This window comes from Bradyrhizobium sp. LVM 105, from assembly GCF_003957705.1.
GTDB lineage: Bacteria > Pseudomonadota > Alphaproteobacteria > Rhizobiales > Xanthobacteraceae > Bradyrhizobium > Bradyrhizobium frederickii.
The window spans coordinates 356,666-378,981 of the sequence record NZ_QZMV01000005.1; the positions used below are offsets into that span (position 1 = coordinate 356,666).

Below are 22,316 nucleotides of genomic sequence, written 5' to 3' on the forward strand. Positions count from 1 at the left end.
GCACTCGGGGCCGAGGCGGAACAGCTCCCGATCGTCTCACTGATTGGTGAGCGCCGATTGCGAGCCGGCCCATCGCGTCCGATATCCCCGGCATCGATCTGATGGAGATATTACATGAACATCGACCTCTCGGGAAAAACCGCCCTGGTGACCGGCTCGACCGCGGGCATCGGCCATGCCATCGCCAAAGGCCTGGCGGCCTCCGGCGCCAGCGTCGTGATCAACGGCCGCGGCCAGGACAAGGTCGATGCCGCCGTGCGCAAGCTGGAAGGGACGGGCGTCAAGGTCCGCGGCATCGCCGCCGACGTATCGACCGCTGCGGGCTGCAAGACGCTGGTTGCGCTGCTGCCGGACGTCGACATCCTCGTCAACAATGCCGGCATCTTCGAGCCGAAGGACTTCTTCGACATTCCCGACGAGGACTGGAGCCGATTCTTCGAGGTCAACGTCATGAGCGGCGTGCGGCTGTCGCGGGCCTACATGAAGGGCATGCTCCAGCGCAATTGGGGCCGCATCGTCTTCATCTCCTCGGAGTCCGGCCTCAACATTCCCGTCGAGATGATCCATTACGGCATGACCAAGACGGCGCAGCTCTCGGTCGCCCGCGGCCTGGCGCAGCTCACCCGCGGCACCGGTGTCACCGTCAACTCCGTGCTGCCGGGCCCGACCATGTCGGAGGGTGTCGAGACTTTCGTGAAGGATCTCGCCAGGCAGAACGGACAGTCGGTGGACGAGGCCGCTGCCAATTTCGTCAAGCAGCACCGTCCGAGCTCTCTGCTTCAGCGTTTCGCCAGCGTCGACGAGATCGCCAACATGGTAGTCTACGTCGCCTCGAAGCAGGCATCCGCCACCAACGGCGCGGCGCTGCGCGCAGAAGGCGGCATCGTCAACACCATTGCCTGAGGCCGCGCATGACAGCCTATGTGATCTCCGAAGTCGAGATGCGCGATCCCGACGGATTTGCAGCCTATCGCAGGCTCGCCGCGAAGACGATCGAGCGGTACGGCGGACGTTATCTCGTCCGTGGCGGCAAGGCCGAGCTTGCCGAAGGCAACCTCCCGGCGAAGGCGATCGTCATCGTCGAATTTCCGTCGATGGCGAGGCTGAAGGAATGGTACGCCTCGCCGGAATATGCCGAGGCGCTGAAGTTGCGTCAGACGGCGCTGGAGCGGCGGCTGCTGTTCGTCGAGGGGGTGGCGGAAGCGTCGCTGCCGTAGGGTGGGCAAAGCGACAGCGTGCCCACACACTTTTGGCGACCGAGAGAGGTGGTGGGCACGGCGCAAGTGCGCCTTTGCCCACCCTGCGAATCCTTCGCCTACCACCCCTCCAGCACGATCTTGCCGCGCGATTTGCCGCTCTCGAGCAGCGCATGCGCGCGCTTGAGATTGGCGGCGTTGATCGTGCCGAAGGTCTGGTCGAGCGTGGTGCGAAGCACGCCCTTGTCGATGAGGTCGGCGACGTCGTTCAGCAGATGATGCTGCGCGATCATGTCCGCCGTCTGGAACGAGGAGCGGGTGAACATCGATTCCCAGTGCACCGAGATCGCCTTGCCCTTGAACGTGCTCATGGTGAATTCCGGCGGATCGTCGATCAGGCCGAACTTGCCCTGCGGTGCCATGAAGTCCGCGATCGCCTTGTAGTGCTGATCGGTGAAGGTGAGGCTCGCCACCAGCGCGACCGGCGGCAGCTTCAACTTCTCGATCTGGTCCTTCATCGGCTTGCCGTGGTCGATCACCGCATGAGCGCCGAGATCGAGGCACCATTTCTGCGACTCCGGCCGCGTCGCGGTGGCAAGTACCGTCAGCCCGGTGAGGCGGCGGGCAAGTTGGATCAGGATCGAGCCGACGCCGCCGGCGCCGCCCGTGATCAGGAGCGTGCGCGGATCGACGCTCTTGCCGGGTACCGCGCCGAGCCGATCGAACAGCAATTCCCAGGCGGTGATGGAGGTGAGGGGAAGGGCGGCTCCTTGCGCGAATGACAGGCTCTTCGGCTTGTTGCCGACGATGCGCTCATCGACCAGGTGGAATTCGGCGTTGGTGCCCTGGCGCAGGATCGAGCCGGCGTAGAACACCTCGTCGCCCGGCTTGAACAACGTAACCTCGGGCCCGACGGCATCGACCACGCCGGCTGCGTCATAGCCCAGGATCTTGGTCTCGCCCTCGGGCGGGGCTGCGCGCTTGCGCACCTTGTAATCGACCGGATTGGCCGAGATCGCCTTCACGGCGACGCGGATGTCGCGCCCTTTGGGCTCCGGTTTTGCGGTCTCGAAATCGAACAGCGAATCCGCGTCCTCGATCGGAAGCGATTTCTTGTAGCCGACGGCCTTCATGGCTTGTCTCCATCAGATGGCTTGCTCGCCTGCCGTCCTAACTGTCGCTCTGGCTCCGACTTGGCAAGTACTGTAAATTCGGGGATATAGTCCCCGTTTGGATACTATTGGGAAAGACGCATGAAACGGCGCAATTTTGCCCGTCGTCCCGGCTGCTCGGTCGAGGCGACGCTGGACCTGATCGACGGCAAGTGGAAGGGCGTGATCCTCTATCACCTGCAGAGCGGCACCCAGCGCTTCGGCGAATTGCGCCGCCGGATGCCCGGCATCACCCAGCGCATGCTGACAAAACAGCTGCGCGCTCTGGAGGAGGACAAGCTCGTCATCCGCAAGGTCTATGCCGAGGTGCCGCCGCGGGTGGAGTACTGCCTCTCCGAGCTCGGCGAGAGCCTCAAGCCGGTCATCGACACCCTGAAGGCCTGGGGCGAGAGCCATCAGGAGCGGCTGTCCTGCGCGCCTGAGCCGGTCGTGGTGAAAAAGCCGAAGCGCGCGGCGTGAGTTTTCCGGGAGCGGATCGTACGCTCCCGGAAAAGGTGAGCCTCAGAATGCGAACTGCGTCCGCATCGCGACCGCGTCGAACTTCGAGCCGACATCGGCGGTGGAGACCGGCGAGGCCTGTCGTGACACGGTGCCGTGCAGATAGTCCAGCATGAAGCGGACATTGCCGTTGACGTACCAGTTGAGCGCGAGGGTGTAGACGGTCTGCCGGCCGCCGGCGACGCCGGTCACGGTTGCGAGCTGGTCATTGAGGTCGATCGTCGAGAACCGCCCCGCGATTTCCCACGCGCCCCAGCCGCCGCCGTCGAGCGAGAACGGATGCGCCGGCTTGACGCCGTGATAGGCGGCGTTGGCGGCGTTGTAGGTCCGGCCTTCGCCCGTCAGCACGTAGCCGGCCTGCGCATATCCGCCCTGGAATTTCAGGCTGGGCGCGCCGACCAGCGGCACGCCGGTGTTGGCGGTGCGGTCGACATTGTACCAGAAGTACTCGCCCTGGACGATGAGCGGCCCGTAGGTTGCGGCCGCCTCGACGCTATAGACCTGCGCGCCCGAGACGTTGGCCATCGCGCCTGTCGAGACCAGCGTCGTTGGATCAAGCCGCAGTTCGGGGCGATCGCTGAGCGTCAATGTCTGCGTGTTGGCGATGAGGTTGCGCGGCGGCTGGATCAGCCATTGCGCGTTGGCGCCGATGTGCACCGAATAGTCCTTGCCGCTGATGGGATTGCCGGCGACGCGCGCCACCGCGCCATACTGCTCGCTCGTGCCCGCGGGGGCAGCGCTCGAAGCGGAGTGGATCGCGCCGGTCGACGGTCCCGTGACATAGCCGCCGATCCAGAGCTGGTCGTTGTACCAGCGTGTGCCCGCTGCGGAGCGGAAGTCGCCGGCGGCGATGTTGGTCGCGATCACGCCCGGTGAGGCACGCTCCATGAACATGATGTCGTTGGAGCTGGTGGCCTCGTCCATGGTGTAGGGCAGGTCCATGATGCCCGCCTCGATCGCCATCCGCCCGCCGAACGGTTTCAGGCCGGTGTAGCTGAGATAGGCGTTCTCGACACCGGAGACGCCGCCGCCCGGCAGCGATCCCGGAGCCGTCCCGCCAAACCCGTCGGAGGAGCCGCCGAAATCGTAGACCAGCGCGAAGTTCCAGTCGTTGAAGAACTTGCCGGTGACGCCGATGCGCGCACGGCGGACGTTCTGGCCGCTGTCGAGCTTCTGCGGCACGGTGGCCGCGGTGTTGGGGCGATAGTCGTAGCCGCCGACATCCCAATGCAGGCGGCTGGTGATGGCGACGCAATTGGCCTGGTCGGCGGTGCAGATCGTCGGGCGGTTGTTCGGCATCGTTACGACGACGCCGGATGCCGGGGCCGGCCCTTTGACGGGAATCGCGGCATTGGCGTTGGCAACGACGGCCTTTGCCTCCGAGCGCGCCTCGGCCTTCGCTTCAGCCTTCGCTTCGGCCCTGGCTTTGGCCGCGGCCGCCGTGTTCGCCGCGGTTTGATTCTGGAGCTTGTCGAGCTTCTGCTCCAGCAGCTTCAACTGCTGCTTCAGCAGCGCGATCTCCTGCTCGCTGCTGCTCGCCGATTGGGCCTGGGCCTGCGAGGCTGCCAGGGCGCCGGCGAGACCAATCGCCGTGGCTGTAATTCTTGTCCTGCTCACGTCATCACTCCATCGGTTGGACCAACTTCCCCAAGTCGTCAGCGCAGAGCCTAAGAACGGTCGATGACTGCCCCGCGCCGGCGTGCCCTCGGTTGCGCTGGTTCCCGCTGATGCAAATTCGTCGCAACCGAATCCGCCGAGAGCGAGCATGCAAGATTGATGCGTGTCATGCCAATCCGCGCCGCCGGCAAGTTGTCGTTTCGCACGCCTGGCAAGGGGCTCGAGCCGTCGGATTGAGGCCGAATATTGCCGCCCCGCGCCCTTCTATTGAGGGGCGAACGCGCCTATATTCCGGCGTCTTTTCCAAGAGGTAGGAATGTTTCGATCGACCTTGACCGCCGCCGTCACGGCCTTGTGCACAGCCTTTTCGGCCCATTTCAATCCGGCCTCAGCGCAGGACCGCCGCGTCCCGTCCTCGCCGGCCGAGCTGCGGCTGTCCTATGCGCCGATCGTGCAAAAGGTTCAGCCGGCTGTGGTCAACGTCTATGCCGCCAAGGTGGTGCAGAACCGCAATCCGCTGCTGGACGATCCGATCTTCCGCCGCTTCTTCGGTGTGCCGGGCCAGCAGCCCGAGCAAGTGCAGCGCTCGCTCGGCTCCGGTGTCATCGTCGATACGTCCGGCCTCGTCGTCACCAACGTCCATGTCATCGAAGGCGCCGACCAGGTGAAGGTGTCGCTGTCGGACAAGCGCGAGTTCGAGGCCGAGATCGTGCTGAAGGATTCCCGCACCGATCTTGCGGTGCTGCGCCTGAAGGATTTGAAGGAGAAGTTTCCGGCGCTCGAATTCACCAATTCCGATGAGCTGCTGGTCGGCGACGTCGTGCTCGCGATCGGCAATCCCTTCGGCGTCGGCCAGACCGTCACCCACGGCATCATCTCGGCGCTTGCGCGCACGCAGGTCGGGATCACCGACTACCAGTTCTTCATCCAGACCGATGCGGCGATCAATCCCGGCAATTCCGGCGGTGCGCTGGTCGACATGAACGGCCGGCTCGCCGGCATCAACACCGCGATCTACTCGCGCTCCGGCGGCTCGCAAGGCATCGGCTTTGCAATTCCCGCCAACATGGTGCGCGTCGTCGTCGCCTCCGCCAAGAGCGGCGGCAAGGCGGTCAAGCGGCCATGGTTGGGGGCAAAGTTGCAGGCGGTGACGCCCGAGATCGCCGAGAGTCTCGGCCTGCGTTCGCCGACCGGTGCGCTGGTCGCGAGCGTGGTGTCGAATGGCCCTGCGGCGAAGGCCGGTCTGAAATCTTCTGATCTCATCACCGGGATCGACGGCCAGACGGTGGACGATCCCAATGCCTTCGATTATCGCTTCGCCACCCGTCTGCTCGGCGGCTCCGCGCAGATCGACGTGCAACGCGGCGGCAAGCCGCTGAAGCTGACGGTGGCGCTGGAGACTGCGCCCGATACGGGACGCAACGAGCTCGTCGTCACCGCGCGTTCGCCGTTCCAGGGCGCGAAGGTTTCGACCATCACGCCGGCGGTCGCCGACGAGCTGCGTCTCGACGCCGACACCGAAGGCGTCGTGATCACCGACCTCGGCGGCGACAGCACGGCTGCGAATGTCGGCTTCCAGAAGGGCGACATCATCCTGGCCGTCAACAACCAGAAGATCAGCAAGACCGGAGACCTCGAGAAGGCCGCAGGCGAGCGTCAGCGGATCTGGCGTATCACGCTGGTGCGCGGCGGCCAGCAGATCAACGTTACGCTGGGCGGATGAGTCCGAAGCGACCACAAGAGACGCCAACGCTCTTTGCCGCGGCGGGGCTCGACCACGATGCGCCGCATCCGCTGCCGGATCGGTTGCGCCCGCGCGTGCTGTCGGAGGTCGTCGGCCAGGACCATATCCTCGGCCCCGATGGTGCGCTGACGCGCATGCTGGAAACGCGCACGCTGGGCTCGCTGGTGTTCTGGGGACCGCCCGGCACCGGCAAGACCACGGTGGCGCGGCTTCTGGCGGATGCGACTGACCTGCATTTCGAGCAGATCTCAGCGGTGTTCTCCGGCGTCGCCGACCTGAAGAAAGCCTTCGACGCGGCGCGCGCCCGCCGCGAGATGGGCAAGGGCACGCTGTTGTTCGTCGACGAGGTCCACAGATTCAACCGTGCCCAGCAGGATTCGTTTCTGCCCGTGATGGAGGACGGCACGGTGGTGATGGTGGGCGCCACCACCGAGAACCCGTCCTTCGAGCTCAACGCGGCGCTTCTGTCGCGCGCGCGCGTCCTGGTGTTTCGCTCGCTCGACGCGGCCGCGATCGAAAAACTGTTCGCGCACGCCGAGGCGGTCGAGGGCAAGAAGCTGCCGCTCGACGCAGAGGCGCGCGCCGTGCTGGTGCGCATGGCCGACGGCGATGGCCGGGCCTCACTGACGCTCGCCGAAGAGGTCTGGCGCTCGGCGCGGGCGGACGAGATCTTCAATGCCGCGCAATTGCAGGAGATCCTGCAGCGCCGCGCCCCGATCTACGACAAGTCGGCGGACGGCCATTACAACCTGATCTCGGCGCTGCATAAGTCGGTGCGCGGCTCCGATCCCGATGCGGCGCTGTATTATCTCGCGCGGATGCTGGACGCCGGCGAGGACCCGTTGTTCCTGGCCCGCCGCGTCGTGCGCATGGCGGTCGAGGACATCGGGCTGGCCGACCCGCAGGCGCTCGTCATCGCCAACGCGGCCAAGGATGCCTTCGACTTCCTCGGCCATCCCGAAGGCGAGCTCGCCATCGCGCAGGCCGTGGTCTATCTCGCCACCGCACCGAAATCGAACGCGGTCTACACCGCCTTCGGCACGGCGATGCAGGTTGCCAAACAGGCCGGCTCGCTGCTGCCGCCCAAGCACATCCTCAACTCCCCGACCAAGCTGATGAAGTCGGAAGGCTACGGCGCAGCTTACGAATACGACCACGACGCCCCCGAGGCCTTCTCCGGCCAGGACTATTTTCCGGAAGCCCTGGGCCGCCAGACCTTCTACGACCCGCCGGAGCGCGGCTTCGAGCGCGAGATCCGGAAGCGGCTGGATTACTGGGCCAAGCTGCGCAAGGAGCGGGGCGGCTCGCGCTAGAGGCGGCCATTTCGCCGTGACGGCAGCCGGCTTTTAGGGTAGGCAGGCTACCATGAGCCGCCGTATCAAGAGAATGAACCCAAAGCCGCGCTCGCGTGACGAGCGCGATGACTCGCGTCCGCATCAGTCGCGCAGCGCGAAGAAGGCCGGCCCGCGTCCGGGCGGGAAGCCTGGCGGCAAGCCGCCGCGCTTTGCCGGTGAGCGTGTTGAGCGGCGCGCCCCCGAACGCGCTGAGCGGCGGCCGCCTAAAGCTGCCCTGGAAAGGCCTGAGCCGGAAAAATCCGTCGAGCCGCTGCTGCCGACCAAGGTGCAGACCGTCAAGGTGACGGCGGACGAGAACAACATGCGTGTCGACCGTTTCCTCGAGGCGCGCTTTCCCGGGCTGTCGTTCTCCCATATCCAGCGCGTCGTCCGCAAAGGCGAGCTGCGCGTCGACGGCAAGCGCGTCGACAGCAAGGACCGCCTGGAGGAGGGCCAGAGCGTCCGCATCCCGCCGCTGAAGCTCGATGCGCCGAAGGTCGTCGGCGAGCTCTCGGAAGCTGCGCAGAAGACGCTGAAGGCGCTGAAGGAGATGACGATCTACGAGGACGACGACGTTCTCGTCCTCAACAAGCCGGCCGGCCTTGCCGTGCAGGGCGGCTCCGGCATGACGCGGCACATCGACCAGATGCTCGAGGTGATGCGCGATGCCAAGGGCCAGAAGCCGCGCCTCGTGCACCGCATCGATCGCGAGACGTCGGGCTGTCTGTTGATCGCCAAGACGCGCTTCGCGGCCTCGCATCTGACCGGCGCGTTCCGCTCGCGGTCGGCGCGAAAAGTCTATTGGGCGCTGGTGCCGGGCCTGCCGAAGCCGAAGCAGGGCCGCATCTCGACGTTCCTCGCCAAGGAGGAGAGCGAGGACGACACCATCATGCGCATCGCCCAGCACGGCGACGATGGCGCGAGCCACGCGGTGACCTATTACGCGGTGGTCGAGACCGCCGGCAACAAGCTGACCTGGGTGTCGCTGAAGCCTGTGACGGGCCGCACCCACCAGCTGCGCGCGCACATGGCCCATATCGGCCATCCCATCGTTGGCGATCCCAAATATTTCAACATCGAGAATTGGCAATTGCCGGGCGGCCTGCAGAACCGGCTGCATCTCTTGGCACGCCGCATCGTCATTCCGCATCCGCGCGGCGGCGTGATCGACGCCACCGCGCCGCTGCCGCCGCACATGCAGCAATCGTGGAATCTGCTCGGGCTCGATGCAAGCCGGTTTGATCCGATCGAGAACGCGCCGGAGGAATAGCCGGGTTGAACGGGGGGCGGAGGCACGACATGTCCGCCATGACACGGCTCTCGATCTGTCTTGTGGTGTTGGCGGTAACTTGACGAACGACAGGGATCGAAAAACCGATGCGTGAATTGTTCGAAGAAGCAGCAAGCCAGCCCCCGCCGGATCCGCGGGAATCGGCGCGCGCGTCCGCGCGCACGCCGCTGCGCAAGCGCTTCTACAAGGAGGCCGGTGTCGCCGATGCCGAGGGCGGTTTTGCCGTTACGCTCGATGGCAGGCCGATCCGCACGCCGTCCGGCCGCCAGGTGGTGATCCCCCCGCGGACGCTAGCCGATGCCGTGGCCGCGGAATGGGCGGCCCAGGGCGAGAGCATCGACCCGGTGAGCATGCCGCTGACGCGGATTGCCAATAGCGTGGTCGAGGGCGTCGTCGACCGCGTCGAGCTGGTCAGCGATGATCTCGCGAAATACTTCGAGTCCGATTTGCTGTTCTATCGCGCCGGCCATCCGGAAGGGCTCGTCGCCCGCGAGGCGGCGCATTGGGACCCCGTGCTGTTCTGGGCAGCGGAGGCGCTGGGGGCGCATTTCATCCTGTCCGAGGGCGTCATGCACGTGAAGCAGCCGGACGAGGCGCTGAAGGCAGCGCGTGCCGCGCTGCCCGAGGACGCCTGGTCGGTCGCCGCTCTCCACATGGTGACGACCCTGACCGGTTCGGCGCTGCTGGCCTTGGCGCTGGCCCATGGCGTGCGCGATGCCGGCCAGGTCTGGGCCGCCGCCCATGTCGATGAGGACTGGAACGCCGAGCACTGGGGCGTGGACGAGGAGGCGGCCGTCCGCCGGGCCACGCGCCTGCGCGATTTCGAGGCCGCCGTGACGGTATTGGCGGCGGTCAAGGCGCCCCTGGCCAGAGGTCCTTAACGAGAGGTTTACGACGCAGGCGTTAGGGTGGCTCGTGCTCCCTCCCGTGTTCCCTTCTGCGCTCCCTTGGGCCCCCTGAGATGCCGACGCCGGTCACGTCCATCGTTCGCGTCAGTGCCGCCAGCCCTGTGGCTGACGCGACGACGCCTGACCTCGTCCTTCAGGCGGGCAGCGTCGTGGACGCACGCGTCGTCAGCGTGATGGCCGACAATCTGGTGCGGATCGCGATCGCCAACCTCTCGATGGACGTGATGTCGGAAGTGGCGCTGACACCGGGGCAGAATCTGCAGCTCGCGGTGTCGCAGAGCGACGGCACCATCCGTCTTGCGGTGATGAGCGGCGCAGGCGAGGCAACGCCCGATCAGGTTACGCTGACGCCTCGCGCTGCCTCGCTGGTGGAAAGCCCGCCGCTCTCGCCGTCCGCGACCGCGCCGCGCAATACGCTCACGCCGTTGGAGCAGGTCGCCGTCACCGCGGCCTCGGCCGAGGCTGCGGCAAAGCAGGGCAGCCAGGCGCCGCTGTTCGCCAATCTGGCGGCCGTCGTCACCGGCAGCGATTTGCCGGCGGGCTTGAAGCAGGCGGTGCTGGACGTGCTGGCACAGCAGACGCCGCTCGACCCCGCGCTCGACGGCGGCGACATCGAATCCGCCTTCCAGAAGTCGGGGCTGTTCCTCGAGGCTTCGCTGGCTGCGGGCACGACGTCGTCCGGGGCCGTTCCGGATTTGAAAGCGGCGTTGCTGGTGTTGCGCCAGACCTTGGCCACGATCGGGACGGCCGCGCCGCAGAGCCTGGGCGCCACGATCCCGGCCAGCACCGCGGCGACGCCGCAGGTCGCCGCCGCGCCGGCTCAGCCGGCAGGTGAGGTCGCACACGCCGTATCGCCGTCGATCGCACCCGAAATGGCCCAACAGCCGCAAATGCTGCGCAACGCCAATCTCGCAGCGGCGGTGCTGGGCAACCTGGCGGCCGGCGCGCCGCAAACGGCGATGCCGCGCATGTCCGCCGGCCTTGCCGCGAGCCTGCTCCAGGAGGCCACGCAAAACCTGCCGCGCCTGACCGGCAATGTTCCCGGCTCCAACAAAGCGGTGGCCGACGGTCAGATCTTCGAGGCGGCGGCGCGCGCGACACCGCCGCCGTTCCGTGGCGCGCTGCCATCGGCGCAATCCATCGCCTCGCCCTCGCTCGCGCCGGATACGCCGCTCTCTGCGACCGTGCATCGGCTGCTCGACGAGACCGATGCCGCGATCGCGCGACAGACCCTGCTCCAGGTCGCATCGCTTCCCGATCGCACCGACGCCAGCGGTCACCGCGTTGATCCAAGTGTGCCGCAGTGGAATTTCGAGATTCCCTTTGCAACGCCGCAAGGCACCGCGATGGCGCAGTTCGAGATCTCGCGCGATGGCGCCGGCGAATCCGCCGATGCCGCCAAGCAGGCCTGGCGCGCGCGCTTCACGCTCAATGTCGAGCCGGCGGGCCCCGTCCACGCGCTGATCACGCTGAGCGGCGACAAGACCTTCGTGCGGATGTGGGCCGAGCGGCCGGCCACCGCGCAGCAGCTCCGCGCCGGCATCGGTGAGCTCAGCCAGGCCCTGATGCGGGCCGAGCTCAAGCCCGGCGACATCCTGGTTCGCGACGGTACGCCACCGCAACCGGCGCCGGCCCGCGCCGGCCACTTTCTGGATCGCGCCACATGAGCGACCCGTCCAAGCTCGCGATCGCGCTGCATTACGAGAAGGGCTCGGGCGCGCCGGTCGTCGTCGCCAAGGGCAAGGGTACGATCGGCGAAAAGATCGTCGAGATCGCCAGGGCCCACGACATCCCGATCGAGGAAAACGAGGTCCTGGCCGGTGCGCTGTCCAAGGTCGAGCTCGGCGAGGAGATCCCGCCCGACCTCTACAAGGCCGTCGCCGAGGTCCTGGTGTTCGTGCTGCGGCTGTCGGGCCGGGGGCGCTAGCCCGTCATCGTTTCACCACGTGGCGCCTCCATGGTGCCGACGTGTTTCTCAATTCAGGATGGCCCGCTTGCTGACCCGCCGCTCCACTCTCGGCCTTCTCGCCGCATCCGCCATCCTGCCGCGGCGCGCGCTCGCTCACGTCGCCCCGCCGCGCAACGAGATCCGTGACAGTCTCGCAAAGCGCTTCACTGACCTCGGCACATCGGGGACTTTCGTCGGCTACAAGGTGGAGGACTATCTGGTCGTCGCCAGCGACAAGGATCGGTCGGGCGAGGGCAAGCTGCCGGCCTCGACGTTCAAGATCCCGAACTCGCTGATCGCGCTTGAGACCGGCGTGGTCGCCGACCCCGACAAGGACGTCTTCCCGTGGGACGGCGTGAAACGTCCCATCGAGGCCTGGAACAAGGATCACACGCTGCGCAGTGCGATCGCCGTGAGCGCGGTGCCGGTCTATCAGGAGATCGCGCGCCGCATCGGCCAGGAGCGCATGCAGAAATATGTCGACGAGTTCGACTACGGCAACCGCGACATCGGCGGCGGCATCGACCAGTTCTGGCTCACGGGCGGCCTGCGCATCGATCCCGTCGAGCAGATCGATTTCGTCGACCGGCTGCGCCGCCGCGCGCTGCCGGTCTCAAAGCGCAGCCAGGATCTGGTCGCCGACATCCTGCCGGTGACCAAAGTCGGCGACGCCGTCATCCGCGCCAAATCCGGTCTCCTGGGCGCCGAGCGCGGCGAGCCGTCGCTCGGCTGGATGGTCGGCTGGGCCGAGAAGGGCGAGGCGCACACGGTGTTTGCGCTCAACATGGATTGCAAGGAGCCGCGCCTCGTCGGCGAGCGCATGTCGCTGACGCAAACCTGCCTTGCCGACATCGGCGCGATCTAGAGCATGATCCGGAAAAGTGTGAAGCGGTTTTCCGGAAAGATCATGCTCAAACAATAACCTAAAGCGCGATAACGAACCATCCTAATCGCATCGCGCTTTAGCGTGACCGTGTGGTTTGATGGAGAAGCGACCCGTCGCACACGGCCCACCTCAATGCGCGCGATTGCACTCAACCCGGCACCTGAACCTCGGTCGTCGCAATCAGGCGCCAATCGGCGAGCGCGGCCAAGCGGTGGGGCTCGGCCTCACGCCGATAATCGGAGCTCGAGACGATGGCGCGAAAGGTCGCGAAGTCGGGGTAGCGGACCATTGCGGCGTCGTGCCAGGCTTCGCCTTGCGCTGCCACCAGCAGAGCTCCGACAGATCCGAGCCAAGTTGGCGTGACCCCTAGCGGGATCGCGACCTTGCGAAATGCGGGGACATAGCGCGCGTAGTAGGCTTCCCGGCCGCTACAGGCCGGAAGCTCGGATTTGTCCGGGTACAAGGCCTCATCCCGATAGCGGAGAAGATTGAGCATGAAGATGGGTTGATCTCCGGGCAAGCTCGAGCCTGCCGTTTCGAGTGAGGCACTATCGATATCGACGAACATTGTTCTCTCCGGACGTGGGTTCTTGTCGCGAGCTGATATCGCTTCCGACGCCCGGCCTTGTAGTGGTTTCGATGTCACGGCTATGATGACGCCGTGGCAACACCACGCAGCCATCAGCAGCTGCTCAACCTGCTCCAGTTCGTTCGCGTCGTGCGCTCCCTCTCCCGCTTGCGAGACCGCGGCAGCACCTGTTTCGCTCGCCGGGCGGCGTTCAGGCAGGGTCAGGCTTCGCCGTCAGGGCCCGGTCGATGGCGAAGCCGCCGATCTCACTCATGGCCTGCGAGATCGGATCGCCGCGCCGGGCAAAGCCGCTCGAGAGATAATCGAACTGCGACCGCGCCAGCCGCAGCACCTCGATCGGCACCGAGACCGCGGTTTTGTTCAAGCTGTCGACGGAGGCGCGCAAGCTGTCGAGCTCCGTCGTGAGCTTGCCGATATGTCTCTCGGCATGCTGCATCAGCTCGAGCAGCTTGCCGCGCTCGGCATCGAAGGCGGCGCGCTCGGCTGTGGTCGCGGCGGTGAGCTCGGCGAGCTGCGCCTGCAGCGCCGCGATCTGGCCGACCATGGCGTCGGAGGCGAGTTCGGCGGATTCGCGCAGCTCGGCGTTGCGCGTGCTCTCTTCCTGCGCCTGATGATAGAGCCGCTCGGCCGACATCGCCCGTTGGCTTAGCGTCTCGATCATGCTGGCTGCGCGCAGCAGCATCTCGCCGTTCCGCCCCGACACCATGCCGGCCATGCGGCGCAGGAAGTCGATGGTTTCGGACGATGGGTTCGGCGGCAGGGGAACGACCGTTGCAGACATCTCGGTGATGCCAGTAGGTAGATGCTGGAGCCAGGGATCACCGCCGTACCGACTGGGCTCACGCAACATTCGGCGCCTGATCTGACTCGGAGCAAGCCTGAATCGGTCGGCCCGGTCAACCTGCCGGGCTGCCAAATTTGAGATCATGAATCCTTCTGCCGCCCGATCCGCCCCAGATGGGTGAAGCCGAACCCGGCGGAATATTTCAGGCCATAGCCGAGTGCCCGGTCGATGCCGATATGGGCGAGCCAGATCAAGGCGATGGAGAGAGTGAGGGGCGAGGCGAGGGCGAAGCCCAGCGTCAGCAGCGCCACCGGCGCCATGTAGCTGTGGGCGGCGTTGTAGACCATCGCGCCGAACCGGGCGTCGGACAGGTAGGCCAGGAAGCTCAGATCGGGCACGAAGAACAGCAGCGCAAACACCAGCCACGACCCGTCCCAGGCCGCATAGAGCGTCACCATCCCTGCAAACAGGGTCAGGCCCTCCAGCCGCAGCAGGATGTTGACGCCGCCCGTCGCAGCGCCCGTCTCGGCCGTTCCTTCCGTCACGCTCGCCTCCTGGGCAAAACTTTGTAATTCCTTGCGCTTTCCCGCTACGGCAGGGCAGCCCTGCGACGGTGAAAGCGGCTTTCCGGGCCGCAAAATGCCGTGTTAGAACCCGCCCATCACTTAAGAACTGGCGGGAGCAAATGAAACACATCCTGGACGCCCTTGAAGATCGTCGCGCCGGCGCCAAGCTCGGCGGCGGGGAGAAGCGCATCGAGGCGCAGCACGCCCGCGGCAAGCTGACGGCGCGCGAACGTATCGAGCTGTTGCTCGACAAGGGATCGTTCGAGGAGTTCGACATGTTCGTCGAGCACCGCTCCACCGAGTTCGGGATGGAGAAGACCAAGGTACCCGGCGACGGCGTCGTCACCGGCTGGGGCACCGTCAACGGCCGCAAGACCTTTGTGTTCGCCAAGGATTTCACCGTGTTCGGCGGCTCGCTGTCGGAAACGCACGCGCTGAAGATCACGAAGCTCCAGGACATGGCGATGAAGGCGAGGGCACCCATCATCGGCCTCTATGACGCGGGCGGCGCCCGCATCCAGGAAGGCGTCGCCGCGCTCGCCGGCTATTCCTACGTGTTCCGCCGCAACGTGCTGGCCTCGGGCGTGATCCCGCAGATCTCCGTCATCATGGGCCCCTGCGCCGGCGGCGACGTCTATTCGCCTGCCATGACCGACTTCATCTTCATGGTGAAGAACACCAGCTACATGTTCGTCACCGGCCCTGACGTGGTGAAGACCGTCACCAACGAGGTCGTCACCGCGGAAGAGCTCGGCGGCGCCTCGGTGCACGCCACGCGCTCCTCGATCGCGGACGGCGCCTTCGAGAACGACGTCGAGACGCTGCTGCAGATGCGCCGCCTGATCGACTTCCTGCCGTCCAACAACACCGACGGCGTGCCGGAATGGCCGAGCTTCGACGACATCGGCCGCGTCGACATGTCGCTCGACACGCTGATCCCCGACAATCCGAACAAGCCCTACGACATGAAGGAGCTGATCCTGAAGGTCGTGGACGAGGGCGACTTCTTCGAGATCGCGGAAGCCTTCGCCAAGAACATCGTCACCGGCTTCGGCCGCATCGCGGGGCGCACCGTCGGCTTCGTCGCCAACCAGCCGATGGTGTTGGCCGGCGTGCTCGACAGCGACGCATCGCGGAAAGCCGCACGCTTCGTCCGCTTCTGCGACGCCTTCAACATCCCGATCGTCACCTTCGTCGACGTGCCGGGCTTCCTACCCGGCACCGCGCAGGAATATGGCGGCCTGATCAAGCACGGCGCAAAGCTGCTGTTCGCTTATTCGCAATGCACCGTGCCGCTGGTCACCGTCATCACCCGCAAGGCCTATGGCGGCGCCTTCGACGTCATGGCCTCCAAGGAAATCGGCGCCGACATGAACTACGCCTGGCCGACCGCCCAGATCGCGGTGATGGGCGCCAAGGGCGCGGTCGAGATCATCTTCCGCTCCGACATCGGCGACCCCGACAAGATCGCCGCCCGCACCAAGGAATACGAAGACCGCTTCCTGTCGCCCTTCATCGCCGCCGAGCGCGGCTACATCGACGACGTCATCATGCCGCACTCGACCCGCAAGCGCATCGCGCGGGCGCTGGCGATGCTGAAGGACAAGAAGGTGGAAGCGCCGGCGAAGAAGCACGACAATTTGCCGTTGTAGAGGGGGCGGGAAACGTCATGGCAATTCGGCGTCGTCGATCGAGATTATGGCGGCGCGCCATCGGATCGTGCGACCTGATATTGGGCGTGTTGTCCGCAGTCCTGACGATGAACATCTCGAGCTTCGCGCAAGAGAGCGAGATGACCGTCACCGCCCGGACGTCGGAAGAGACCGTGATCGAAGGCTACGCCGACGCGGACAATACGTGCGCGCCGGTCGAGCTTCCCCGGCTCTTGCTCGTGAAGACACCGGAACATGGGAGCGTCTGTTACCGCATTGAGGATTTCGAGGTGGCGAGCGACTCTGGAAGAGATCAATCTTGTGTCGGGCGCTGGGTCCGCGGCATAAGCATTTTCTATTCGGCTCGAGCTGGTTACAGCGGGCCGGATAGTCTGCGCTACGAAGCGATCACCGATCGAAGGCGGGACCGGGTGGCTGTTCGCGTCACGGTCTTACCCGGCGTTGGAAAGGATTCCGACGTACCGGCCAGCCCTAGTGATTTTTCGCGCGAGCCCGCTATGTCGCCTGGGCCTATCCCCGCATGCGTCGTGCCGGTGTCCTAGGCGGTGGCGTGCTCTATCAACGAAGTTCGTTTGTGCCCCGATCCGTTCGCTCGCAAATCCGATGACTGAAGACGACCCGACCGACGAAATCTCCGACATCGAAGATCGCATCGAGCGGCTCGCCGAGATCGCCGAGCGCTGCCGGAAGTACATTCTGGCGTCCAAGATCGCGATCGGGGGCGGGGCCGCGCTGCTGGTGGTCACGATCCTCGGCGTGTTCGGGTTCGGTCAGACCGCCGCGCTCGGCTCGATCGCCCTGGTGCTGGGCGGGATCGTCTCGCTCGGCTCGAACGTCTCGACGTTGCGGCAGACGGACGAGGCTATCAGCGCTGCGGAGGCGCGGCGTGCGGCGCTGATCGGCAGCATCGACCTCCGCGTCGTTGCCGATGCGCCGCTGAAGCTGGTGTGACGCGCGCCAGCACGTCTCACGCGGCGGTCTTGAGCGTCAGCTCCGACAATTCCGTGCGGCATTCGGCGGCGAAGGCTTGCAGCCGCTCGGCGGTCTGCCGGTCGAGGATGGCTTTGGCCAGCCGCTCGGCGCGGGCGATCTGTTGCTTGAGATATTCGATGCGGACCATGTGTCACCTTTCGATTGCTTCCGTCCGGTGCTGGCGACTATAGGCCGGGCGCTGGATCGATTGTGTGAGGCGCATCACGTTTCGCGCGCCTTGTCCGCCGCAGCGAAATGCGCCAACTGGTCGGCGTGCGCCTTGATGAACGCCGGACGGCCGGTGGCGCGCGCGACGTAGGCGCGGCAGGCCGGACTGTCCGTCAGTCCGCCGAATTGATCGACGACGCGCAGCACGTCCGCCATCAGGAGGTCGGCGACGGAGAAGGAGCCGGCCAGCCATTCGCGGCTGGCCAATACCGGTTCGAGATGCTTCAGCCGAAGCTTGAGGAAGTCGTCCACGAACTTCCACGCCGCCGTGTCGGTCGGATGTCCCATGAATTTCGAGATTGCCCAGGGCAGGCTCGCCATCTCCACCGAATTGAGCGCCGCGAACACCCATTTCGTCGTCTCGGCCCGACCGCGCGGACCTGTGGGCATCAGCTTCTCGCTGCGTTCGCCAAGATGCAGCAGGATCGCGCCGGTCTCGAAGTTCGAGAGGTCGCCGTCGGTCAGCCACGGCACCTGGCCGAACGGCTGGTGCGCGAAGTGCGCGGGCCCGCGATCGTCGAACGGCACGCTGGCGACGCGATAGGGCAGAGCGGCCTCTTCGAGGGCCCAGCGCACGCGCAGGTCGCGCACGAGGCCACGCGGCCCTTCGGGAACCCAATCGAAAGTGGTGAGGGTGAGGTCGGCCATCTGCTGTCTCCGTGTCCTGGTTCGAAGCAAAGGACGGACGAGGGGCGCCCATTCCGACACCGGTGCCAACTCTTTTTGTCGCCGGCGGCGCAAGCGGTTAATCTGGGTTCAAACAACAGGAGGAAATCCGATGCCTGCCGCCTTCTTCGTCGTCCGCGCCATTGTCCCCGACGCCGAAAAGCGCGCCGCCTTCGACAGGTGGTACGAGACGGAACATCTGCCCGATGCGGTGAAGGCATTCGGTGTCAGCAGAGCGTCGCGGTTCTGGAGCCTCGATGATCCCTCGCTGCACCAGGCGATGTATCAATTCGATGACGAGGCCAAGCTCGCGGCGATGCTGAAAGGTGACGCGCTGCAAAAGCTGGTCGCCGATTTCAACCGCGACTGGCCCGACGTGAAGCGCTCGCGCGAGACCATGGTGCTGGCGCAGCAGTTTTCGACGTAGAGCATTTCGAACCGTCGCTTCGCAGCGAGTCTGAACGCACGATTCAGCCTTGGTTCAGGTCGTGGCCGCGACACTTCCTCTGCATCACTTGCTCGATAGCCTAGAGGACATGTCATGGAGCGCCGGAACTTTTTGAAACTTGCCTTGGGGGTGACGGCGGGCGCCGCCGTCTTCGCTGCGACCGCGCAGGCCGCGCCGCTGTCGCCGCTTCCTGTCGCTGATCCCGCCCGCACGCCGGAGGGCAGTCCCGACGCTGCCGTCACCACCAGCGAGGAAGCCGAGAAGCTGACGCCCGAGCAGGTGCACTGGCATGGCCATCACCGCCACTGGGGCTGGCGTCGCCGTCATTGGCGCCGACATTACCGGCGCTGGCACCGTCGCCATTACTGGTAGGCCCGCGGCAGAGAAGTAAATTGGACGGGGATCGCAGCCGGCGGTCCCCGTTTCGATTTTGAGGTGCTCCAGTTTCGCGGCGAATCGCCGGCAGCACCCTGAAACGAAAAAAGGCCGCGCAGGCTTTCGCCGCGCGGCCATGTTGCGATGAAGAAAGATCAGAACGGGCGGCAGCGGCCGGCGTACCAGCGGAAGCCATAGGGGCATACGCGCGCGCGGGGCACGACGACGACCGGCGGGGCGACCACCACGGGCGCGGGGCGCACCACGACCGCGCCGCGCATCGGGCGGCAATGGCCATAGGGACCGCGATAGAACCCTCGGCCGCAACCCTCGGCGGCGCTGGCCGCCTCGCCGAAACCGACGACCGCGCTGGCCAGCATGGCGGCGGCGAACAGATATTTCATTTGATCTTCCTTCTCGTCTTTTGGGGCAAGTCTTTGGGGGCGGCGCTCGTGGCGCACAATGAATCAGAGGACGCGATTCGACATGTCAAATCTGGCAACACATCGGCACCGCGCAATCCAAACCTGCCAATCATGACCTGAATGCGGCATGAACGGTCCGCGCATCCTGCCTCAGACGACACGCAAGTGTCGCTAGCGGCCGAGAAAACCAAGCACCAGCTCCTTGTACTTCTCGGGCGCCTCCAGGAAGACGAGATGGCCGGTGTTCGGGATCACTTCTGCCCGCGCATTCGGCATCTTCGTCGCCAGCGCCTTCGCCAGCTCGGCGTTCTGCCCCATCTTGGCCCGCAGCGCCTCGGGCGCGAGTGGCCGGCCCGGCGCGTTGTGGTCGTCGGCCCCCATGATGAACAGCGTGGGCAGCGCGATGCGCGGAATCTCGTGCGCCACTGGCTCTCGGTAGATCATCTGGCCGGAACTGACGAAGGCGCGCAGCCAGCGCGGATAGTCGGGGCTGCCCTTGATGTTGAAGCGGGCATCGATGAACGGCGTGATTGCCTCGGCCGGCAGCTTGATCGCGTAATTGGTCTGGAGCTGCTTGCGATAGCCTTCCGCCGTGAGCTTGTCCTCGGTCTCGATCATCTTCTCGGTCGGCGTCGGGGGTACGTAGAGGCGGTAATCCTCCAGCCCGATCGGCGCGGTCAGCACCAGATGGGCGACGCGGTCGGGATAGGCGCGGGCGATGCGCACGCCGAGCATGCCGCCGAGCGAGTGGGCGACGATCTCGGCCTTGTCGATCTTGAGGTGATCGAGCAGCGCAATGGTGTTGCGCGCCAGATTGTCGAAATGCAGTTCGCCCTGCGGCTTGGAGGATTTGCCGAATCCGATCTGGTCCGGCACCACGACGCGAAAGCCGGCCTCGCTCAGCATCTTGATCACGGGTGCCCAATAGCTCGACGGGAAATTGCGCCCGTGCAGCAGCACGACGGTGCGGCCGTTCGGCTGCGCGGGAGACACGTCCATGTAGGCCATGCTGAGCTGCTCGCCGTCGTTGACGACCGGCAGGAGGTGCACGGGGTAGGGATAGGCAAAGCCTTCGAGCGCGATGCCATAGGGCTCACGGGGCGGGCTGTCGGCGGCGCGCGTAGGCGTGAAGGGGAGAGCGAGGAGGGCGACCGCGAGTGCGGCGGAGAGGATGCGGATCATGGGGGTCTCGTGGTTGGCCATGTCGTTCCGGGGCGATGCGAAGCATCGAACCCGGAACCTCGAGATTCCGGGCTCTGCTCTACGAGCCGCCCCGGAATGACGTGGCCATAAACGCGTGAATGGCCGGGTCAAGCCCGGCCGCGACGAGAGCGCGCATTCACACGCAAACGTGCGAACCCACGCGCCCCGCGTGATCAGTCCTGGACGCTGCCGAACAGCGCGGCGAACTGCTTCTCGCCGGTGCGGGTGAAATTCACCACGCGGCTGCCGGGCGTGGCATCGCGCGAGGCCCATTTCAGTTCGGCGAAACGCTGCATCATGGCGGCCCCCAGCGTGCCGGCGAGGTGATGCCGCCGCTCGCTCCAGTCGAGGCAGGCCTTGCACACCGGGCGCCGCGGGTGGGCGAGCATGTCGGGCGAGATCTGCAGATGCTTTGCGAGGAAGCGCTCGCCCTCGGCGGTCAGCTCGATGTCCTGCTTCTTCTGTCTGACTAGATTCCCCTCGCGCAAGGAATCGAGCATCTGCACGCCGAGATCGCCGGCGAGATGGTCGTAGCAGATCCGCGCGCGCCGCAGCGCCGGATCCTTTGGCCCGGTGCGCAACCGCATATGGCCGGTCCGCGCCGCAAGTCCGGCGAGGCCTTCGAGCACGCCGGCGACGTCGTCGTCGGTGAGGCGATAATAGCGGTGGCGGCCCTGCTTCTCCGGCTCGATCAGGCCGCCGGCCTCGAGCTTGGCCAGGTGCGAGCTCGCCGTCTGCGGCGTGATGCCGGCCTCCTGCGCCAGCTCGCTCGCGGTCAGCGCGCGGCCGTTCATCAGCGCGGTGAGCATGTTGGCGCGGGCGGGGTCGCCGACCAGCGCAGCGACCATGGCGATGTCGGGTCCTGATTTCATGCTTCGATGGTAGCCGAAGCATTGCGGTCGGGCAAGCGCGTAGCGTGTCTCTGCAAACACGTCATCGCGAGGAGCGAAGCCGTAGGGTGGGCAAAGGAGCGCAGCGACGTGCCCACCATTCGTCGCTGCGGACAAAGGACGTGGGCACGCTTCGCTTTGCCCACCCTACGGCGTCGCGGCTCGCAATGACGGAGAAAACAAGGAGCCCACCATGTCCGTCACCGTCTTCATCCGCTACCAGCTCGACCCCTTCAAGCGCGCGCAGTTCGAGGACTATTCGAAACGCTGGCTCACCATCATCCCCAAATGCGGTGGCGATCTGATCGGCTATTTCATGCCGCATGAGGGCACCAACAACATCGCCTTTGGGCTGATCACGTTCGAGAGCCTGGCGGCCTACGAATCCTATCGCGCCCGGCTGCGTCAGGATGCCGAAGGCATGGCCAACTTTCATTTCGCCGAGGAACACAAATTCATCCTCGCCGAAGAACGCACCTTCCTGCGCAAGGTGGTCCTATGAGTGGTATGGTAGGCCAACAACGACGAGGAGACGCCCATGATCGCCGTAATCTTCGAGGTCTGGCCGAAGCCGGAACACCGCCAGGACTATTTCGACCTCGCTGCCGATCTGAAGCCGCTGCTGCAAACCATCGACGGCTTCATCTCGGTCGAGCGCTTCGAGAGCCTGACCGAGAAGGGCAAGATCCTGTCGGTGTCGTTCTGGCGGGACGAGGCGGCCGTCGCCGCCTGGCGCAACACGATGGAGCATCGCCGCACCCAGGCCAAGGGCCGCGCAAAAATCTTCGCCGACTATCATCTGCGCATCGCCAGCGTGATCAGGGACTACAGCATGAACGATCGCGAGCAGGCGCCGAAGGACAGTCGCGCGGTGCACGACGCCCACTAGCGCTGTCCGGCGCG

General features: G+C 65.8%; 27 protein-coding genes. 17 read left to right on the top strand and 10 right to left on the bottom strand.

The features are described 5' to 3' along the window. The first annotated feature begins 114 nt into the window (after nucleotides 1-114). Together D6B98_RS17110 and D6B98_RS17115 are read left to right on the top strand one after the other, a co-directional pair. Nucleotides 115-903 carry an SDR family NAD(P)-dependent oxidoreductase gene (locus D6B98_RS17110; RefSeq protein ID WP_126258113.1) on the top strand — a complete coding sequence of 263 codons (789 nt, stop codon included), beginning with the start codon at nucleotides 115-117 and terminating at the stop codon, nucleotides 901-903. 8 nt (nucleotides 904-911) lie between these two features. Next, the gene (locus D6B98_RS17115) at nucleotides 912-1,217 is read left to right on the top strand and encodes a DUF1330 domain-containing protein (RefSeq protein ID WP_126258114.1); all 306 of its coding nucleotides are present in this window, start codon (nucleotides 912-914) and stop codon (nucleotides 1,215-1,217) included. A 98-nt stretch (nucleotides 1,218-1,315) separates the two neighbouring features. Here the strand turns inward: D6B98_RS17115 and D6B98_RS17120 are convergent, their stop codons facing one another. Beyond that, nucleotides 1,316-2,329 (bottom strand): zinc-binding alcohol dehydrogenase family protein, encoded by a 1,014-nt coding sequence (locus D6B98_RS17120; protein ID WP_126258115.1) that lies wholly within the window; start codon nucleotides 2,327-2,329, stop codon nucleotides 1,316-1,318. A gap of 120 nt (nucleotides 2,330-2,449) precedes the next feature. Between D6B98_RS17120 and D6B98_RS17125 the strand changes: the two genes are divergently transcribed. Then, nucleotides 2,450-2,827: a winged helix-turn-helix transcriptional regulator gene (locus tag D6B98_RS17125; RefSeq protein ID WP_126258116.1), complete on the top strand. Its 378-nt coding sequence runs from the start codon at nucleotides 2,450-2,452 to the stop codon at nucleotides 2,825-2,827. A 42-nt stretch (nucleotides 2,828-2,869) separates the two neighbouring features. On the opposite strand, the gene D6B98_RS17130 is transcribed toward D6B98_RS17125, so the two are convergent. After that, nucleotides 2,870-4,483 (bottom strand): OprO/OprP family phosphate-selective porin, encoded by a 1,614-nt coding sequence (locus tag D6B98_RS17130; protein WP_126258117.1) that lies wholly within the window; start codon nucleotides 4,481-4,483, stop codon nucleotides 2,870-2,872. Between the two features lie 316 nt (nucleotides 4,484-4,799). Here D6B98_RS17130 and D6B98_RS17135 point away from each other — a divergent pair, with 316 nt between their 5' ends. The 7 genes from D6B98_RS17135 (at nucleotide 4,800) to blaOXA (ending at nucleotide 12,573) form a co-directional block, all read left to right on the top strand. Beyond that, nucleotides 4,800-6,206 carry a DegQ family serine endoprotease gene (locus D6B98_RS17135; RefSeq protein ID WP_164718671.1) on the top strand — a complete coding sequence of 469 codons (1,407 nt, stop codon included), beginning with the start codon at nucleotides 4,800-4,802 and terminating at the stop codon, nucleotides 6,204-6,206. Next, entirely contained in the window at nucleotides 6,203-7,540 is a 1,338-nt protein-coding gene (locus D6B98_RS17140) for a replication-associated recombination protein A (protein WP_126258118.1), read from the top strand. Before D6B98_RS17135 ends, D6B98_RS17140 begins: the two co-directional genes overlap by 4 nt. A gap of 52 nt (nucleotides 7,541-7,592) precedes the next feature. Beyond that, nucleotides 7,593-8,831 (top strand): RluA family pseudouridine synthase, encoded by a 1,239-nt coding sequence (locus tag D6B98_RS17145; RefSeq protein ID WP_126258119.1) that lies wholly within the window; start codon nucleotides 7,593-7,595, stop codon nucleotides 8,829-8,831. Nucleotides 8,832-8,938: 107 nt separating this feature from the next. Beyond that, nucleotides 8,939-9,733 carry an ATP12 family chaperone protein gene (locus D6B98_RS17150; RefSeq protein WP_126258120.1) on the top strand — a complete coding sequence of 265 codons (795 nt, stop codon included), beginning with the start codon at nucleotides 8,939-8,941 and terminating at the stop codon, nucleotides 9,731-9,733. Nucleotides 9,734-9,813: 80 nt separating this feature from the next. Beyond that, nucleotides 9,814-11,427, top strand: a complete 1,614-nt coding sequence (gene fliK, locus D6B98_RS17155) for a flagellar hook-length control protein FliK (protein ID WP_164718672.1) — start codon at nucleotides 9,814-9,816, stop codon at nucleotides 11,425-11,427. Then, on the top strand, nucleotides 11,424-11,687 hold the full coding sequence (locus D6B98_RS17160; protein WP_126258121.1) for an EscU/YscU/HrcU family type III secretion system export apparatus switch protein: 264 nt from the start codon (nucleotides 11,424-11,426) through the stop codon (nucleotides 11,685-11,687). Before fliK ends, D6B98_RS17160 begins: the two co-directional genes overlap by 4 nt. Nucleotides 11,688-11,745: 58 nt before the next feature. After that, a complete protein-coding gene (blaOXA, locus tag D6B98_RS17165) occupies nucleotides 11,746-12,573 on the top strand; it encodes a class D beta-lactamase (RefSeq protein ID WP_502699895.1) in 828 nt (275 codons plus the stop codon). Nucleotides 12,574-12,742: 169 nt separating this feature from the next. Here the strand turns inward: blaOXA and D6B98_RS17170 are convergent, their stop codons facing one another. The 3 genes from D6B98_RS17170 to D6B98_RS17180 form a co-directional block, all read right to left on the bottom strand. Beyond that, complete coding sequence (locus tag D6B98_RS17170; RefSeq protein WP_126258123.1) at nucleotides 12,743-13,162, bottom strand: DUF1330 domain-containing protein; 420 nt, start codon at nucleotides 13,160-13,162, stop codon at nucleotides 12,743-12,745. Nucleotides 13,163-13,373: 211 nt separating this feature from the next. Beyond that, nucleotides 13,374-13,964, bottom strand: coding sequence for a hypothetical protein (locus D6B98_RS17175; protein ID WP_126258124.1), 591 nt, complete (start codon nucleotides 13,962-13,964; stop codon nucleotides 13,374-13,376). Nucleotides 13,965-14,107: 143 nt separating this feature from the next. Then, on the bottom strand, nucleotides 14,108-14,512 hold the full coding sequence (locus D6B98_RS17180; RefSeq protein WP_126258125.1) for a DUF4260 domain-containing protein: 405 nt from the start codon (nucleotides 14,510-14,512) through the stop codon (nucleotides 14,108-14,110). A 140-nt stretch (nucleotides 14,513-14,652) separates the two neighbouring features. Between D6B98_RS17180 and D6B98_RS17185 the strand changes: the two genes are divergently transcribed. From D6B98_RS17185 to D6B98_RS17195, 3 genes are all read left to right on the top strand, one after another. Next, nucleotides 14,653-16,185, top strand: coding sequence for an acyl-CoA carboxylase subunit beta (locus D6B98_RS17185; RefSeq protein WP_028136994.1), 1,533 nt, complete (start codon nucleotides 14,653-14,655; stop codon nucleotides 16,183-16,185). Between the two features lie 140 nt (nucleotides 16,186-16,325). After that, nucleotides 16,326-16,748: a hypothetical protein gene (locus D6B98_RS17190; RefSeq protein ID WP_126258126.1), complete on the top strand. Its 423-nt coding sequence runs from the start codon at nucleotides 16,326-16,328 to the stop codon at nucleotides 16,746-16,748. A 61-nt stretch (nucleotides 16,749-16,809) separates the two neighbouring features. Next, nucleotides 16,810-17,157: a hypothetical protein gene (locus D6B98_RS17195; RefSeq protein WP_126258127.1), complete on the top strand. Its 348-nt coding sequence runs from the start codon at nucleotides 16,810-16,812 to the stop codon at nucleotides 17,155-17,157. 16 nt (nucleotides 17,158-17,173) lie between these two features. On the opposite strand, the gene D6B98_RS39955 is transcribed toward D6B98_RS17195, so the two are convergent. After that, nucleotides 17,174-17,326 (bottom strand): hypothetical protein, encoded by a 153-nt coding sequence (locus D6B98_RS39955; protein ID WP_164718673.1) that lies wholly within the window; start codon nucleotides 17,324-17,326, stop codon nucleotides 17,174-17,176. Nucleotides 17,327-17,400: 74 nt separating this feature from the next. Beyond that, nucleotides 17,401-18,054, bottom strand: coding sequence for a glutathione S-transferase family protein (locus D6B98_RS17200; RefSeq protein WP_126258128.1), 654 nt, complete (start codon nucleotides 18,052-18,054; stop codon nucleotides 17,401-17,403). Nucleotides 18,055-18,184: 130 nt separating this feature from the next. Here D6B98_RS17200 and D6B98_RS17205 point away from each other — a divergent pair, with 130 nt between their 5' ends. Together D6B98_RS17205 and D6B98_RS17210 are read left to right on the top strand one after the other, a co-directional pair. Further along, on the top strand, nucleotides 18,185-18,499 hold the full coding sequence (locus tag D6B98_RS17205; RefSeq protein ID WP_126258129.1) for a hypothetical protein: 315 nt from the start codon (nucleotides 18,185-18,187) through the stop codon (nucleotides 18,497-18,499). 114 nt (nucleotides 18,500-18,613) lie between these two features. After that, complete coding sequence (locus D6B98_RS17210) at nucleotides 18,614-18,892, top strand: twin-arginine translocation signal domain-containing protein (protein WP_126258130.1); 279 nt, start codon at nucleotides 18,614-18,616, stop codon at nucleotides 18,890-18,892. Between the two features lie 158 nt (nucleotides 18,893-19,050). Here D6B98_RS17210 and D6B98_RS17215 read toward each other — a convergent pair whose 3' ends face one another. The 3 genes from D6B98_RS17215 to D6B98_RS17225 all read right to left on the bottom strand — a co-directional run bounded on the left by D6B98_RS17215 (nucleotide 19,051) and on the right by D6B98_RS17225 (nucleotide 21,395). Next, the gene (locus D6B98_RS17215; RefSeq protein ID WP_126258131.1) at nucleotides 19,051-19,299 is read right to left on the bottom strand and encodes a GCG_CRPN prefix-to-repeats domain-containing protein; all 249 of its coding nucleotides are present in this window, start codon (nucleotides 19,297-19,299) and stop codon (nucleotides 19,051-19,053) included. A 192-nt stretch (nucleotides 19,300-19,491) separates the two neighbouring features. Further along, the gene (locus D6B98_RS17220) at nucleotides 19,492-20,502 is read right to left on the bottom strand and encodes an alpha/beta fold hydrolase (RefSeq protein ID WP_164718674.1); all 1,011 of its coding nucleotides are present in this window, start codon (nucleotides 20,500-20,502) and stop codon (nucleotides 19,492-19,494) included. A gap of 194 nt (nucleotides 20,503-20,696) precedes the next feature. Further along, nucleotides 20,697-21,395, bottom strand: coding sequence for a winged helix-turn-helix domain-containing protein (locus D6B98_RS17225; RefSeq protein WP_164718675.1), 699 nt, complete (start codon nucleotides 21,393-21,395; stop codon nucleotides 20,697-20,699). Between the two features lie 211 nt (nucleotides 21,396-21,606). On the opposite strand from D6B98_RS17225, the gene D6B98_RS17230 reads away from it, so the two are divergent. Beyond that, nucleotides 21,607-21,915 carry an NIPSNAP family protein gene (locus tag D6B98_RS17230; RefSeq protein ID WP_126258134.1) on the top strand — a complete coding sequence of 103 codons (309 nt, stop codon included), beginning with the start codon at nucleotides 21,607-21,609 and terminating at the stop codon, nucleotides 21,913-21,915. 36 nt (nucleotides 21,916-21,951) lie between these two features. After that, complete coding sequence (locus tag D6B98_RS17235) at nucleotides 21,952-22,302, top strand: antibiotic biosynthesis monooxygenase family protein (protein ID WP_126258135.1); 351 nt, start codon at nucleotides 21,952-21,954, stop codon at nucleotides 22,300-22,302. Nucleotides 22,303-22,316 lie beyond the last annotated feature (14 nt).